Source organism: Nocardia sp. NPDC005978, from assembly GCF_040614455.1.
Classification (GTDB): Bacteria; Actinomycetota; Actinomycetes; order Mycobacteriales; family Mycobacteriaceae; genus Nocardia.
The window spans coordinates 24,607-38,270 of sequence record NZ_JBEXUS010000050.1 but is presented as its reverse complement, the minus strand read 5'-3'; the positions used below and the strand labels follow the sequence as shown (position 1 = coordinate 38,270).

The window sequence follows — 13,664 nt, the reverse complement described above, 5'->3', positions numbered from 1 at the left end:
CACCTCTGCCCGGCGCCGAGACCGAGCCGGAGCAGCCTCAGCCGTGCCGGAGCACGGTCAACGTCGCCATGAGTTTGTCCACCGCCGCCGTGCGGGCGAAGCTGGTCAGTTCCAGCACCGCCGGAAGCCGCCGATACGCCACGGATTTGGCGTAGGTGAACTCTTTCAGGCCGTCCGGGCCGTGAATCCGGCCGAATCCGGAATCGCCGACCCCGCCGAAGGGCAGTGCGGGGACCGCGGCGAACAGATAGACCAGGTTCACCCCGGTCATGCCCGATCGGATGCGGCGCGCCAATTCCTGACCGCGCCGTTTGGCGAACACCGCCGAGCCGAGACCGTAGCGCGAGGCGTTGGTCAGTTCGATCGCCGCGTCCATATCGCGAACCCTGTTGACCGCCAGCGTGGGACCGAAGGTCTCTTCGACCATCGCCGGCGCGTCCTCGGGAACGTCGACGAGAATGGTGGGCTGAACCACGCGGTCACCGACCCCGCTCGGCCCGCCGACGACCGCACGCGCACCCCGGCGCACCGCGTCCGCGATGTGCTCGGCGACCACGCGCGGCTGGGTGGGCATGGTCATCGGCCCGATCGCGGCTTCCGGATCGCTGCCCGCGCGCAGGTTTTCGGCCTGTGCGGTCAGGATGGCGACAAAGTCGTCGTAGACCCGCTCGTGCACGTAGACGCGTTCGGTTCCGATGCAGGCCTGCCCGGCGTTGGAGAACCCGCCCCACAGTGCCGCGGCCGCCGCGGCTTCCAGATCCGCGTCCGCGTCGACCAGCAGGACGTCCTTGCCGCCGGCCTCGACCAGCACCGGGGTCAGAGTGTCCGCGCAGGCGCTCAGCACCTTCTTGGCGGTGGCCGTCGAGCCCGTGAACGCGATCTTGTCGACCCCCGAACGGCACAGCGCCGCACCGGTTTCGCCCAGTCCCGTCACCAGTTGCAGCACGGGATGCTCGGGGACAACCTGAGCGAACGCGTCCACCAGCCACGCGCCGACGCCCGGGGTGTACTCGCTGGGCTTGAACACGACCGCGTTGCCCGCGGCCAGCGCGTAGGCGATGGATCCCATCGGGGTGAACACCGGGAAGTTCCACGGGCCGATGACACCGATCACGCCCAGCGGCAGATACTCCACCGAGGCGCCGAGGTCCACGGCCATGAGACCCGTCGAGACTCGCTTACGCCCCAGTACTTTTCGCGCGTTCTTCGCCGCCCATGCCAGGTGATCCAGCGCCATGACGATCTCGAGCTGCGCGTCCGAGGTCGGCTTGCCGGTTTCGGCATGACTGAGCTCGGCCAGCTGGGGCAGTCGGCGCGCGATGATCCCGCGCCACCGATCCAGGCGCTCGGCGCGTTCGGCGAAGCTCAGCCCGGCCCACCAGACCGCCGCCTCGCGGGCCCGGGCGACGGTGTCCAAGACCTGCTCCGCGGTGTGCACCGCATGGCTGCCCACGCGGTCACCGGTTGCCGGATCGAGCGAATCGAAGGTCACGACGGCCTCGGTGCTCACGAATTCTCCTTGTGCTTCCTGGATTTCGATCTCGGCGTTCACGAGCGATCACCCCGGATCAGGTCCGCGGCCTTCTCGCCGATCATCACGGTCGCGGCATTGGTGTTGCCGCGCGGCACGACCGGCATGACCGAGGCGTCCGCGACGCGCAGGCCCTCGATGCCGTGCACCCGCAGGCGCGGGTCGACCACCGACATCTCGCCACCGCCCATGGCACAGGTCGACACCGGGTGATACAGCGTCTGGGTGGCGGCCCGAATGTGTTCGGCCAGTTCCGCGTCCGAGGCCGATTCGACCCGTCCGGGCAGAAACGGCCGGTCGAGCAGGCGCGCGAAGGAGGGCTCGCGGGCGATGTCGAGGACGCGGCGGGCGCCCGCGATCACCGCGGTCATGTCGATCGGATCCTCGAAGTAGGCCGGATCCAATTCCGGCTTCCAGGTGGGGTCCGCGGAGCGCAGGCGCAAACGGCCGCGACTGGCCACGTTCACGAGAGTGACTCCGGCGGTGAACATCTGCCCCACGGGCTCACGGAACCCGTTGTCGTAGAAGCCGCTGGGAGCGACGTGGATCTGAATATCCGGCGCCGCCAAACCGGCACGGGATTCGAAGAACGCGCCGCCCTCGCCCACATTGGAGGACAGCGGACCGCGCCCGGTCAGCTTCCACTGCATCAGGCGGGCCGGGGTGGAGAAGTCGGCGAGGTCGGAGGTGCCGCGGGTGTGCCAGATGAACGGCGTCACGGGATGATCGTGCAGGTTCTCCCCCACGCCCGGCAGGTCCAGCACCGGGTCGATGCCGTGCTCGCGCAGCTGGGCGGCCGGGCCGATGCCCGAAAGCATCAGCAGCTGTGGGGAATTGATCGCACCGCCGGAGAGCACGACCTCGTGGTCCACGAAGACGGTGTGTTCGGTTCCGCGTCGCCGATAGCGCACGCCCACCGCCCGGGTCCCCTCGAGCACCATGCCCGTGACCAGCGCGAAGGTCTCGAGCGTCAGGTTGGGCCGGTCGAGCACCGGACGCAGATATCCGTCGGCGGTCGACCAGCGCCGGCCGTTGCGGCAGGTGACCTGGTAGCGGCCCGCGCCGTCCTGTTCGGCCCCGTTGAAGTCGGCATTGCGCTTCAACCCGCCGGCCACCGCCGCGTCGATCCACTCGTCGGTCAGCTCGTGGGTGTAGCGCCGGTCCTCCACGTGCAGCGGACCGGTGGAGCCGTGGTAGCTGTCGTGCAGGCTCGTATTCGTCTCGGCGCGAACGAAGTACGGCAGCACGTCGTCGTAGCCCCAGCCGGTCGCGCCGAAATCGTCACGCCAGGAGTCGAAGTCGGCGCGGTTGCCGCGGATGTAGATCATGGCGTTCATCGACGAGCAGCCGCCGAGCGCCTTCATCCGCGGCCAGAACGCGCGGCGGCCGCCCATATGCTTCTGGGCGACGGTCTCGTAGTTCCAGTCCCACTTGGTCTTGAACAGCTGCGGGAACGCGGCCGGAATCTTGATCTCGTCGGCGTCGTCCGTCCCGCCCGCCTCGAGCAGCAGCACCGATACCGCAGGATCCTCCGAGAGCCGCGCGGCCAGCACCGCACCCGCACTGCCTGCTCCGACGATCACATAATCAAAGCGTCTTTGCCCGCTCACCCTTGTCCTCGCATTCGCGCCGCCCGCGCCGTGATCCCGATCACAGCCTTACCTTCGAAGGCTAAAGCCGCCGGTCAGCGGATTGACAGGCCCGGCCGGGCCGCTTTTTTGATATATTCGGCCAATGCGCACTACCGTATCGAGGCGCGCGTGAGCGTCCTGACCGCGTTGCGCGCACCCACCAGCGCCCTGCTGATCACCCGCCTCGCCGCCGAACACGGCCTCACCGAATCGGACTGCCTGCGGCACAGCGGCCTGAGCGCCGACCACCTGCGCCGCCCGGGCGCGCTCATCACCGGCGCGCAAGAGATCGCCATCATCACCAATCTGCTCGACGCCCTGCCGGACACACCGGGCCTGGGCTTCGCCGCCGGGCTGCGGTATCACGCCACCGCCCATGGCATCTGGGGCTACGCGCTCATCTCCAGCCGATCACTGCGCGACGCCATCGACGTCGGGCTGCGCTTTCTCGACCTGTCCTATTCGTTCTGCCGTATCACCACCACCGAATCCGGGCGCGACCTGGCACTGGTGATCACCCCGGAGGTCGTCGATCCGCGTGTGGCCCGGTTCGTCGCCGAACGCGACATCGGCATCATCGCCACCCTGCATCGGGATATCACCGGCCCCGAGGCCGAGATGCGGGCCGTTCGGCTGCCCTACCCCCGGCCGCCGACAGCCCGCCGAATAGCTGAAACTCTGTCCCTCACACCGAATTACGGACAGCAGGACTACGCGGCCGTATTCGACACCGCGATGGTCGACGCGCCCCTCCCGCAGGCCGACCCGTACACCGCCGCCCTGACCACCGATCAGTGCAGCGACCTGCTGAGCCGGCGGCGCGCCCGCACGAGCCTGGCGGGACAGGTCCGTGAGGTCTTGTTCGCCGGCCGGCGCGGAGCCCTGAGCGAGACCGAAACGGCTACCGCCCTGCACCTTTCGACCCGCACGCTCCGCCGGCAGCTGGCAGCGGAAGGACAGTCCTACCGCACACTGCTCGACGAGGGCCGCAGCGCCCTGGCCCGCGAGCTGCTCTCCGGCACCGATCTGCCCACCGCCGCGATCGCGGACCGCCTCGGGTACTCCGAAGCCGCGAGCTTCACCCGGGCGTTCCAACGCTGGACCGGATCCACGCCGCTGCGCTGGCGGCATGCGCAACGGCGGGGTGATATGACACCGCCCGACCCGGCCGCGATCCGCTGAGCGCCCGGCGACAGGTTTCGCAGGCGCTCAGCCGAGCTGCTGATCGAACACCTGCGTGCCGCGACCGGTAGCCGGATCCACCGTCACCACACGGAGATTCGCGGCGCTCGGGGTGAGGTCCAGCACCATGAATCCGAGTTTGTCCTGGCTCTCGTACAGCGCCTTGGTGCGGTTGCGACCGCCACTGCCGCTGCTGCCGCTACCGCCCGAGCCCGAGGTCTTCGCGGCCGCGCCCGAGACGATCTGCCGGGTGCCCTTGGTGGCCGTGGTCGGCTCGAGCACCTGCAGCGAGTGATCGTGGCCGGAGAGGATGAAATTGACCCTGCCGAGTACGTGCTGCTCGAAGAACGCCTTTACCGCGACTCCGCTGAAGGGTGCGGGCAGGCCGTCGTAGCTGCCCGCGTTTCCATGCCCGCCGTTGCTCAGATAGGGGTGGTGGGTGCAGACGATCTTCCACTTGGCGGTCGACGCGGCCAGCGCCCCGTCGAGCCACGCCCGCTGCGCGTTCATATACGGCCCGTCGACGCTGAACTGCGGATCCAGCACCGGCGGGATGATCGCCGCGAGCGGGGTCAGGTCCAGGACGAAGAACTCGACGGCGGGATCGATGCGCAGCGAGTAGTACCGGCTGGGCATCCACCAGCGCGGCGAGGACGCGTGATAGGCGACTTCGAAGTTGCCGCGCGCCAGCCAACTCCCGTCACCGGGAAACACCGAGCTGGTGTCGTGGTTGCCCAGCACCATGGCCCACGGGAAATCCAGTCCCGCGTTGGGGTTCTCGAACTTCGCCGCGAACTGGGGATCCTGCTCGTCGCTGGGCCCGCTGTCGTAGATGTTGTCACCGAGCCCGACGGCCATCGAAAACGGTTCGCGCGCATGGAATTCGCGGGCCGCGTTGGCAACCGCCAGCTGGGTGGAGGACCCGGTGCCCGCGTCCCCGGTGACCAGGATCCGGGCGCTCCCCGGCCCCGGCAGCGGGAATTTGACGACACCGTCTCCCACCGGCACCGCCTGCGCGGGAGTCAACCCCAGTAGTGACGCCCCCGCCACCACACCGGCGACCCCGGCCGCCCCGGCCAGCAGTTCGCGGCGCCCCATGTTCGGACCGTGGGCGGTGACGTTACGTGCTTGCTGCATATCTGGCAGACCCTTGCGAAGTTGGAGTTCGGTGCTGGTGAAGCAGGTTCGACAATCAGACTGGTCGCGCGTCCAGTGCCGAAAGCGAGCTCATAGTACCGAGATGACCCCCGCGTGATCCGCGAATGAACAGATCCGGATCCCCCGCTGAAGCGTTGCCGTTTCAACCGGCACCCGCCGGGACGCCCGCCCCGGTTACCGCCGCCACCGGCACCCGGCCAGGGAAACTGCCACGAGGAAGAACAGCGACTCGCATGAGCCCTGGCTTTCCGCCAGCGAATGGTCTCAGGCGTTTTCTTGGGTGCCCCCACCAGGGCTCGAACCTGGGACCCGCCGCTTAAAAGGCGGCTGCTCTGCCAACTGAGCTATAGGGGCATCGTCCGGATGGCGAGATCCGAACCCGCGGCTACCCGCTCCAGGAGCGGGAAATCCGACCGTACCTATCCGCATCCGATCGACGGCAGCCGAATTGCGTGCTGCCGCTTGCCGGCCCGGCAGGATTCGAACCTGCGATCTCCTGGGCTTCAACCAAGCGCTCTGCCAACTGAGCTACGGACCGCTATCCACCCATCCCGAGAATGGGCCGACTTGGTAAGTCGAAGCGGTGGCCGGATTCGAACCGGCGACCTACGGGTTATGAGCCCGTTGCGCTGAACCATACTGCGCCACACCGCCATAGCGCGCCTTCGCGCACCGCACAGGTGAGAGGAATCGAACCCCTGTCAACGGCTTTGGAAAACGCCGCTCTGCCACTGAGCTACACCCATTCGCATTTCCCGAAGAAATACCGCGGAAAGTTGAGGAGTCGAACCCCCGGGACACGCTGCCCGCCTCCGGTTTTCAAGACCGGCTGACCTCCACAGGCCGGAACTTTCCTTTCCCGCCACCCCGTCGAATTTGCGGTAGAACAAGATTCGCAGGCCCCTCCCCTACCCGCAACCGAATTACGCTCGCGCACCCTTCGCCGCCTCGATGCCATTCGCGAGGCGGCTCGGCCCACTATGGTCGAGGGCGATGTCGTCGAGGGGGAGTTTTCATGCCGAGTGTGTTCGGGTCCTACATCGACGGTGACAGGTTCGTGTTCCTCGACCTGAAATCGTTGCCCGGTGATCTGCAAGCCAAGTTGCGGCGGCGAGCCGACGCCGGATACGAGGAGCCGCGTCGACCGACCGACCACGAGCTCGAACAACTGGACTCCGAGATCGCCCAGCTGAACGGGCGGGTGTGGACGGCGCGCCTGGACAACACCGATCCCGGCCGACTTCGGCAGCTGAACGGGCAGTTGCGGGAAGCGCACCTGAAGCGAAAGGCCGCGATATCCGGTCGGAAACAGCCCTTTCCGAACCGCTTTCGATGGCCGATCACGCTCGCCGTCTTCACCGCCCTGGCGGGCTGGGCGGTTCTGGTGTCACAGCTCGGCGATATCCCGCTGCTACTTCTCCTACCTGCGGTGTGCGGAACGTCCGAGATCACCCGGCAGATCTCGCTTCGATTCCCTCGCTCGCTGGTGCTGAGTAAGAGCGAAGCGCTGCTCGTGGAGGAAGCGACACGGAGCATTCCGATATCCGACAAGGATCGGGCGATCACGCTGCTGAAGCACCAGAGGTCACCCAGGAACGCCGCCGATCTGATCGCCGTCGCGTCGTATCTCGCGGAGCTCATCACCGGCAGTGACGCCTGGACCAGCCCCTATCTCGAACCCCACCGGGCGCAGTTCGACGTGAACGAGGAAGTCCGGCAGATCGCGACGAACGCCGCGCGATACGAGGTGATGCTCCAGCGCGTAGACGTCGCGCCGACCGGCTCGACCCCCACCGCCGAATTGGCGAAGTCAGCCCAGAACATCGCCCGGCAACAACTCGACGTCGTCTGGAAGACACTGCGGAAGCGAGGCGCCGCCCTGATCGACTTCGCCTCGCACATCAAGCAGCTCGACACCGAACTACACAACGCCGCACTGGCACGCCAAGCCTTGGACATGGACGACGAGCTGGCCGACCTGATGGCCTCGGCCGCCGCGAACGAACTGGCGACCGGCCAGTTGAGGCACCTCAGCGATCAAACAGCCGGCCTGACCCTAGCGATTCGAGAGCTGGTCGAGCATCTCCACAACGACCTCACCACGTTGCGCGCCCTCGCCCCGCGAGACCGCCCCCGAGACACGATGCCCGGCTCCGGCTTCGACCCCACCTGACCACCACTGGCCGAAACCGGTTGACCGGCCGATAGGATCGGCTCGTGGCGTGGTTCGAGAGTGATCCATTCGACGCGAAAGCGCGGATAGATACGCGGTGCGTCACGCATTTCGACGCGGTCGATGTCTTCGCGAAGTTGCTGAACTCCGCGTTCAGCGCCGGCATGAGTTTGCGGGATCTGCTGGAATCCACAGGTCGATTCGCCCTGGTCGATGTTCCGACCCTGGTCGACGAACCGGGTGCCGACGTCATCGCGCTGCGCGGCGGGCGCGTCACCTACTACTCCGAGAAGCATCGCGAAATCCCCGCGTACGGCTTCACGCTGTCGCGCATTCTCAAAGTACGCACGGACATCGGCCCCGGCTGGGAACAGCCCGGGCCATACCTGCACACGATCTCCACCGGGCTGCTGTGCTTTCCGGACGACAGTGCCGGGACATCCGCGTGGTTCACCGGCAGCTGGCGCCCCGACGGCGACATTCCCTTCGACAGCTGGGTGCGAACGCTGCTCGAGCAGCCGGAAGTCGCCCGCCTGTACGACCATCGTGCGCGCCTGTACGCGGTGACCATCACCTCGGAAAACCCCAGTGCCGGTGTCGATGCCGTATCCCCGAACGATGTTTGGCGATTCACCGGCGGCGTACTGCACACGCGAACGACACGGGCGGAGCTACCCGAGGTCGACTGGTTCGAGAGGTGGACATACGCCGAATTCCAGGGTGACGACCAGCTCGTGCTGGCACTCGACACCGGGCAGCCGTTCCACATCGACGGTGACGGCGGCTCCTACGGCAACCGGCGCGGATTCATCATGGTGTTGCAGCTCGGCCCGGACCGGCGGTGGGAGCTCGTCGCCTTCGAATCGGGGCTGGATGACCGTTCCCACGACGAGAATTTCGTGCCCGACGCGATCGCCTGGCATCGGCGAGGCGTGCTCGCATGGTCGTACAAGGATGAAATCGACTGGCACGTATACAAATCCGGACACACGCGGGCCTCCCGCCCGGAGCCCCGCTATGCCCCGGACTTCGACTCGAACCTCGGACTCGTCCGCCACGCGGGCGAACTGTACGGCGCCGGGCACGAGATGACCCTCGATGAATCCGGTCGCATCCTCACCATCGGCGGCGCGGACGGCACCCTGTTCATCGATGTCGACACGAACACCCGATCCACCGACGGCCACACCTGGGAGACCATCCCGGAAAGTCTGATCTATCGATTCGAATAGCCGCCCGCAACGCTCACCCCGCGAAAACCAGTGCGTGGCACACCAACTCGACCGCCGGTGCAGCCGACACCCACTGCCGTACCGACGGAGTCGTGGCCAGGTCGTTGATCGTGTTCAGCGCCGCCTGCACCCGGACCCGGGCGCGAGCGTCATCGGACTCCGTGCCGGTCTGGCGCAGGATCCGCATCCAGGTCGCTATGTAATCGTGTTGGGCGACGCGCGCGCGGTGGCGTTCCTCGTCGGGGAGCTGGTCCACCTCGGAGTTGAGGAGGCGGACCAGGGACGCATTCTCGAACGCGAACTCGCGGTAGCTCGCGATCAGGCGGCCCAGCGCATCGCCTGGGCCGTGGGCGCGGCCGAGTTCGCGTTCCATGTCGGCGCGCAGCAGATCACCACCGCGCACGATAGCCGCGGACAGAATCTCAGCCTTGCTGTCGAAATGGTTGTAGAGGCTGGCGCCGGCAATGCCAATCGCGGCGCCGATATCATCGAGACCCACGTCCGAGAATCCGCGCGCGGCAAAGAGTTCGGTGGCCGCGGCCAGAATCTCCGCGCGTCGCGACGGTGACCAGGAAGACGCCGGCAGCGCCGAGACCCGCGTGTCGAACGCGGGAATCGCGGTCGCCGCGGTATCCCGCAGCAGGCTCGCGAGCAGTTCCGGATCCACCTCGACCGCGTGGAACGAGACGCTGGTCGCGACGCCGAGCACGGCCCACGCGAGGAAATCGGCTTGTGCCGCATCGAGTTCGGGGCGATCGCGCCGCACGATCTCGGCCAGATCCCGCCCGATATCGCGCAGCGTGCCGCGAATCTCCTGCCGGGCTTCCCCGGTCAGATGCCGGGCCTCGCGATGCCAGAGCACCCCGATCGCGCGCCGCTCGATCATGACCTCGGCCAGCAGCGCCGCCGAGTCCGAGAGTGCACTGCCCCGCGCATCGCCGAGTACCCGCTGCACGACCGTGAGCCCTTCGGTCACAACGGCTTCCAGCAATTCGTTCTTGTTGCGGAAATGGCGGTACAACGCGGCGGGGCTGACGGCGACCGCCTCGGCGATATCCTTCATCGACACCCGGGAGTACCCGCGCCGGTAGAAGAGCTCCGCGGCGGCGGCCAGCACGAGTTCCCGGCGGTTGGCCGGGCGCGTCCCACGCACCGGACGGGTCACGATCAGCACCTCTCCTCCAACTCTCGGTAGATCGGTTCGCCCTCGGCGAATGATCGCGGACTCGAGGATATCGCCGCGCCCGGGTCAGCATCGCGGCCGCCGGGCTCAGCGCACTCCGAGCGGCGATCGCGACCCCCGTCAGATGTTGAAACCGCCCCCGCACACCACGGTCTGAGCACTGATGTAATCCGACTCCGGAATGCAGAACAGATAGACCGACCCGGCCGCCTCGGCGGGAGTTCCCGCGCGACCCAGCGGAATGCCCTTCTCCATCGTGGACAGCAACTCGGCGTTCACGCCCACCCTGATCTGATTGCCGGCGACATCGATCGTGCCGCCCGAATCGGCCGACGCCTCGGTGAGGCGCGTCTTGATCAGACCGAAGGCGACCGTGTTGACGGTGACGTTGTACCGGCCCCATTCCTTGGCCAGGGTCTTGGTGAGCCCGGTGACGCCGGCCTTGGCCGCCGCGTAATTCGCCTGTCCCGCATTGCCGCCCAGGCCCGCGACCGAGGAGATGTTCACGACCTTGCGCGCGTGCACCGGCTCCCCCGCCGCCCGCGCCTGCTTCACCAATCCGGAGATGACCGGCTGTGCCGCGCGCAGAATCCGGAACGGCGCCTTGAGGTGTACATCGAGAATGGCATCCCACTGCTCGTCGGTCATCTTCTGGATGACCGAATCCCAGGTGTAACCGGCATTGTTGACGATGATGTCGAGCCCGCCGAAGCTGTCGACGGCGGTCTGCACGAAACGTTCGCCGAAGTCGGCATCGGTCACGCTCCCGACGCAGGCCACCGCCCGGCCGCCCGCGGATTCGATGGCTGCGACAGTGTCCTTGGCGGGCTCGGCGTCGAGATCGTTGACCACGACCGCCGCGCCGTCCGAGGCGAGTTTGAGCGCGATCTCACGCCCGATCCCGCGACCGGAGCCGGAGACGATGGCGATCTTGCCGTCCAGTTTTCCCATGAGCTGCAAGTCCTTTCAGACCGCGACGAGCGCGGTGCCGGTGAGGGTGAGAGTGCCGTCGGCGAGTGTGACGGCGAGTTCGAGAGTGGCGAGCGTGGTCCCGTCGACGATCTCCACCGCGGTGACCGTGCCGGTCGCGGTGGGCCGGGCTAGAACGGGTGTCTTGGCGGCGAATCGCACGGCGTAGGAGCGAATCGCTTCGGGGGCAACCCAATTCGTCAGCAGCCTGCCCAGGTACGCCATGGACAGCATGCCGTGGGCGAAGACATCGTCCAGCCCCGCGGACTCGGCCACATCGAGATCGATGTGAATCGGATTATGATCGCCGGAGGCACCCGCGAACAACGCCAGCGTGGCGCGCGAGATCGGATCGATCTCGATCGGCGGCAGCGTGTGGCCGACTTCGAGCGGTGCGATCACGGCCGCACCTCCGGATTCTGCACGACGAGAACCGAAGTCAGATCGGCGACCACGCTACCATCCGCCCGCGTGACAGCCGCCTGTTTGACGATGAACTCGAGCGCGCCGTTCTTCTTGGTGTAGACATCACCGATGGTGGGCCGCACCGTGAGCACATCACCCGCGTGAGCGAGCGAGTGGTAGGTGAAGCGCTGTTCACCGTGCAGCACGCGGCGCAGGTCGACGCCGATCTCGGCCAGCCACGCGAACGGGTCGGACTGTTCGAGTTCGATGGCGAACAGGAAGGTCGGAGGTACCGGGAGAGTAGCGTGCCCGGCCGCGGCCGCGACGGCGGCATCGGTGAAGACCGGATTGATCTCGCCGATCGCCTTGGCGAAGAAGCGAAGCCGGCCGGCATCCACGGTGAGTTCGGTCGGGGGCAATGCGGTGCCGATGATGGCCGGGTCGACAGCCATGCTCAGCCAACCTTCTCGTACAGCGTGACCACGGCCGCACCACCGAGGCCGATATTGTGCTGCAGAGCCAGGCGCACGTCCTCGACCTGACGAGCCTCCGCCTGCCCGCGCAACTGCCAGACGAGTTCAGCGCACTGCGCCAGTCCGGTCGCACCGAGCGGATGCCCCTTGGACAGCAGACCACCCGACGGATTGGTCACCACGCGACCGCCGTAGGTGTTATCGCCATCGGCGATGAACTTCTCCGCCGTACCCTCGGGCGTGAGGCCGAGCGCCTCGTAGGTGAGCAGTTCATTCGTGGTGAAGCAGTCGTGCAATTCGACCACCCGGATATCGCGGGGATCCACTCCTGCCTGTTCGTAGACCTGTTGTGCGGCAGCGCGACTCATATCCGAGCCGACAATCGTCATCATAGAATTGCCGGTGAAAGTGCCCGCACCGTCGGTGGTCATGGCCTGAGCCTTGATCGCCACATCGGACCGCAGTCCATGCCTGCGCGCGTAGTCGGCACTCACCAGCACCGCGGCCGCCGCACCGCAGGTCGGCGGACAGCACTGCAACCGAGTGAGCGGACCGTAGATCGGCGGCGAGGCGAGCACCTCCTCGACAGTGACCCGATCGCGAAACACCGCGTAGGGATTATTCGCCGCGTGCTTGCGCGCTTTCACCGCGATCTGCGCGAAGACCTTCGGATCCATCCCGTACTTTTCGCAGTACTCCCGGCCCGCACCGCCGAAATACTGTGCGGCGAAGGGTGCATCGCTGCTGCCCTGAATGCCCTCGACCACCGTGTTGAAGCTGTCGAACGGCGTCGGCCGATCGGTATAGCCCATGGCCAGCGCACCGCGCTGCATCTGCTCGAACCCGACCGCGAGCACCACGTCGGCCACTCCGTGTTCGATGGCCTGGCGCGCAAGGAACAGGGCCGACGAGCCTGTCGAGCAATTGTTGTTGACGTTCATCACCGGGATACCGGTGGTCCCGACGCGGTACAGGGCCGCCTGGCCCGCGGTGGAATCGCCGTACACGTATCCCGCGTATGCCTGCTGCACGGCGTCGTAGTCGATCCCGGCATCCGTCAGCGCGGATCTGATCGCTTGCTCGGCCATGAGGTCGTAGGTCTGGCTTTGGCGCGGTGTGGTGAACGGGATCATTCCGACACCGGCGACGATGACAGTGGTCATGGCTGGCTCTGTAACTGTTCATGGTTCACTTAGCGGACGTTACGGCATGTGGCCGTAGGAGCCAAGGGTTCCTCGAACGGAGGCTATGGCTTATTGGTGTTTACTTGATCAACAGATAGGCGTCGATCGTGGCAGCGTGGGGTCGTGGTGCTGGAGACAGCCGACGGGGGTAGCGACTTTGCGGATGCGCGGCCAGTACCTGAGGGATCGCAGCGTTGAGAACTGGTTGGGTTGACGAACGACTAGATAACGAGAACCAGCGGAGTACAGAGGGGAGGTCGGGCTACGGTTCCAGCCCTCCCGAGGCAAAGCAGCCTGGATAACGGAATACCAGCGGGGACCGGTTCGGAGCCTCGACGGCGGTACCAGCCCTACCGGGCCGATAAGAGGGATCCACCACCAGCGGGGGTACGAGCAACCCTCGAATCGACTACCGCTCACCACAATCACCCTCTGAAGCAGTACCAGCATTCAACGATGACGGATCTTTGTCTGTAGGTCTCGAGAAGGTTCCCACGGCCATCCAGCCAGGCTGGAAGGGCGAACAGGCTCCCAGCTGGAGAG

The 13,664-nt window shown here is 66.7% G+C and carries 11 protein-coding genes and 5 tRNA genes; 3 read left to right on the top strand and 13 right to left on the bottom strand.

Translation table 11 applies throughout. The annotated features are described in order from the left end of the window. Nucleotides 1–37: 37 nt before the first annotated feature. Both ABZ319_RS22625 and ABZ319_RS22620 read right to left on the bottom strand, forming a co-directional pair. Nucleotides 38–1,510: an aldehyde dehydrogenase family protein gene (locus tag ABZ319_RS22625; RefSeq protein ID WP_354988441.1), complete on the bottom strand. Its 1,473-nt coding sequence runs from the start codon at nucleotides 1,508–1,510 to the stop codon at nucleotides 38–40. Nucleotides 1,511–1,548: 38 nt separating this feature from the next. After that, nucleotides 1,549–3,114 carry a GMC family oxidoreductase N-terminal domain-containing protein gene (locus ABZ319_RS22620; RefSeq protein ID WP_354988440.1) on the bottom strand — a complete coding sequence of 522 codons (1,566 nt, stop codon included), beginning with the start codon at nucleotides 3,112–3,114 and terminating at the stop codon, nucleotides 1,549–1,551. Between the two features lie 177 nt (nucleotides 3,115–3,291). On the opposite strand from ABZ319_RS22620, the gene ABZ319_RS22615 reads away from it, so the two are divergent. Then, nucleotides 3,292–4,344 carry an AraC family transcriptional regulator gene (locus tag ABZ319_RS22615; protein WP_354988439.1) on the top strand — a complete coding sequence of 351 codons (1,053 nt, stop codon included), beginning with the start codon at nucleotides 3,292–3,294 and terminating at the stop codon, nucleotides 4,342–4,344. A 27-nt stretch (nucleotides 4,345–4,371) separates the two neighbouring features. Here ABZ319_RS22615 and ABZ319_RS22610 read toward each other — a convergent pair whose 3' ends face one another. The 6 genes from ABZ319_RS22610 to ABZ319_RS22585 form a co-directional block, all read right to left on the bottom strand. After that, nucleotides 4,372–5,481 carry a metallophosphoesterase gene (locus ABZ319_RS22610; RefSeq protein ID WP_354988438.1) on the bottom strand — a complete coding sequence of 370 codons (1,110 nt, stop codon included), beginning with the start codon at nucleotides 5,479–5,481 and terminating at the stop codon, nucleotides 4,372–4,374. A gap of 302 nt (nucleotides 5,482–5,783) precedes the next feature. Further along, nucleotides 5,784–5,856, bottom strand: a tRNA-Lys gene (locus ABZ319_RS22605). 111 nt (nucleotides 5,857–5,967) lie between these two features. Continuing rightward, nucleotides 5,968–6,040 (bottom strand) — tRNA-Phe (locus ABZ319_RS22600). A 40-nt stretch (nucleotides 6,041–6,080) separates the two neighbouring features. After that, nucleotides 6,081–6,156: transfer RNA gene (locus ABZ319_RS22595), tRNA-Met, on the bottom strand. 21 nt (nucleotides 6,157–6,177) lie between these two features. After that, a tRNA-Gly gene (locus ABZ319_RS22590) sits at nucleotides 6,178–6,248 on the bottom strand. Nucleotides 6,249–6,271: 23 nt separating this feature from the next. After that, nucleotides 6,272–6,357 (bottom strand) — tRNA-OTHER (locus tag ABZ319_RS22585). Between the two features lie 160 nt (nucleotides 6,358–6,517). Here ABZ319_RS22585 and ABZ319_RS22580 point away from each other — a divergent pair. Both ABZ319_RS22580 and ABZ319_RS22575 read left to right on the top strand, forming a co-directional pair. Next, a complete protein-coding gene (locus ABZ319_RS22580; protein ID WP_354988437.1) occupies nucleotides 6,518–7,675 on the top strand; it encodes a hypothetical protein in 1,158 nt (385 codons plus the stop codon). A 44-nt stretch (nucleotides 7,676–7,719) separates the two neighbouring features. After that, nucleotides 7,720–8,907, top strand: coding sequence for a hypothetical protein (locus ABZ319_RS22575; RefSeq protein ID WP_354988436.1), 1,188 nt, complete (start codon nucleotides 7,720–7,722; stop codon nucleotides 8,905–8,907). A 13-nt stretch (nucleotides 8,908–8,920) separates the two neighbouring features. Here ABZ319_RS22575 and ABZ319_RS22570 read toward each other — a convergent pair whose 3' ends face one another. The 5 genes from ABZ319_RS22570 to ABZ319_RS22550 form a co-directional block, all read right to left on the bottom strand. Then, complete coding sequence (locus ABZ319_RS22570) at nucleotides 8,921–10,072, bottom strand: TetR family transcriptional regulator (RefSeq protein WP_354988435.1); 1,152 nt, start codon at nucleotides 10,070–10,072, stop codon at nucleotides 8,921–8,923. Nucleotides 10,073–10,210: 138 nt separating this feature from the next. After that, on the bottom strand, nucleotides 10,211–11,041 hold the full coding sequence (locus tag ABZ319_RS22565) for an SDR family oxidoreductase (protein ID WP_354988434.1): 831 nt from the start codon (nucleotides 11,039–11,041) through the stop codon (nucleotides 10,211–10,213). Between the two features lie 15 nt (nucleotides 11,042–11,056). Beyond that, entirely contained in the window at nucleotides 11,057–11,461 is a 405-nt protein-coding gene (locus ABZ319_RS22560; RefSeq protein ID WP_354988433.1) for a MaoC/PaaZ C-terminal domain-containing protein, read from the bottom strand. Beyond that, nucleotides 11,458–11,916 carry a MaoC family dehydratase N-terminal domain-containing protein gene (locus ABZ319_RS22555; RefSeq protein WP_354988432.1) on the bottom strand — a complete coding sequence of 153 codons (459 nt, stop codon included), beginning with the start codon at nucleotides 11,914–11,916 and terminating at the stop codon, nucleotides 11,458–11,460. Before ABZ319_RS22555 ends, ABZ319_RS22560 begins: the two co-directional genes overlap by 4 nt. A 2-nt stretch (nucleotides 11,917–11,918) precedes the next feature. Next, nucleotides 11,919–13,100: a lipid-transfer protein gene (locus tag ABZ319_RS22550; RefSeq protein WP_354988431.1), complete on the bottom strand. Its 1,182-nt coding sequence runs from the start codon at nucleotides 13,098–13,100 to the stop codon at nucleotides 11,919–11,921. Between the last annotated feature and the right edge of the window lie 564 nt (nucleotides 13,101–13,664).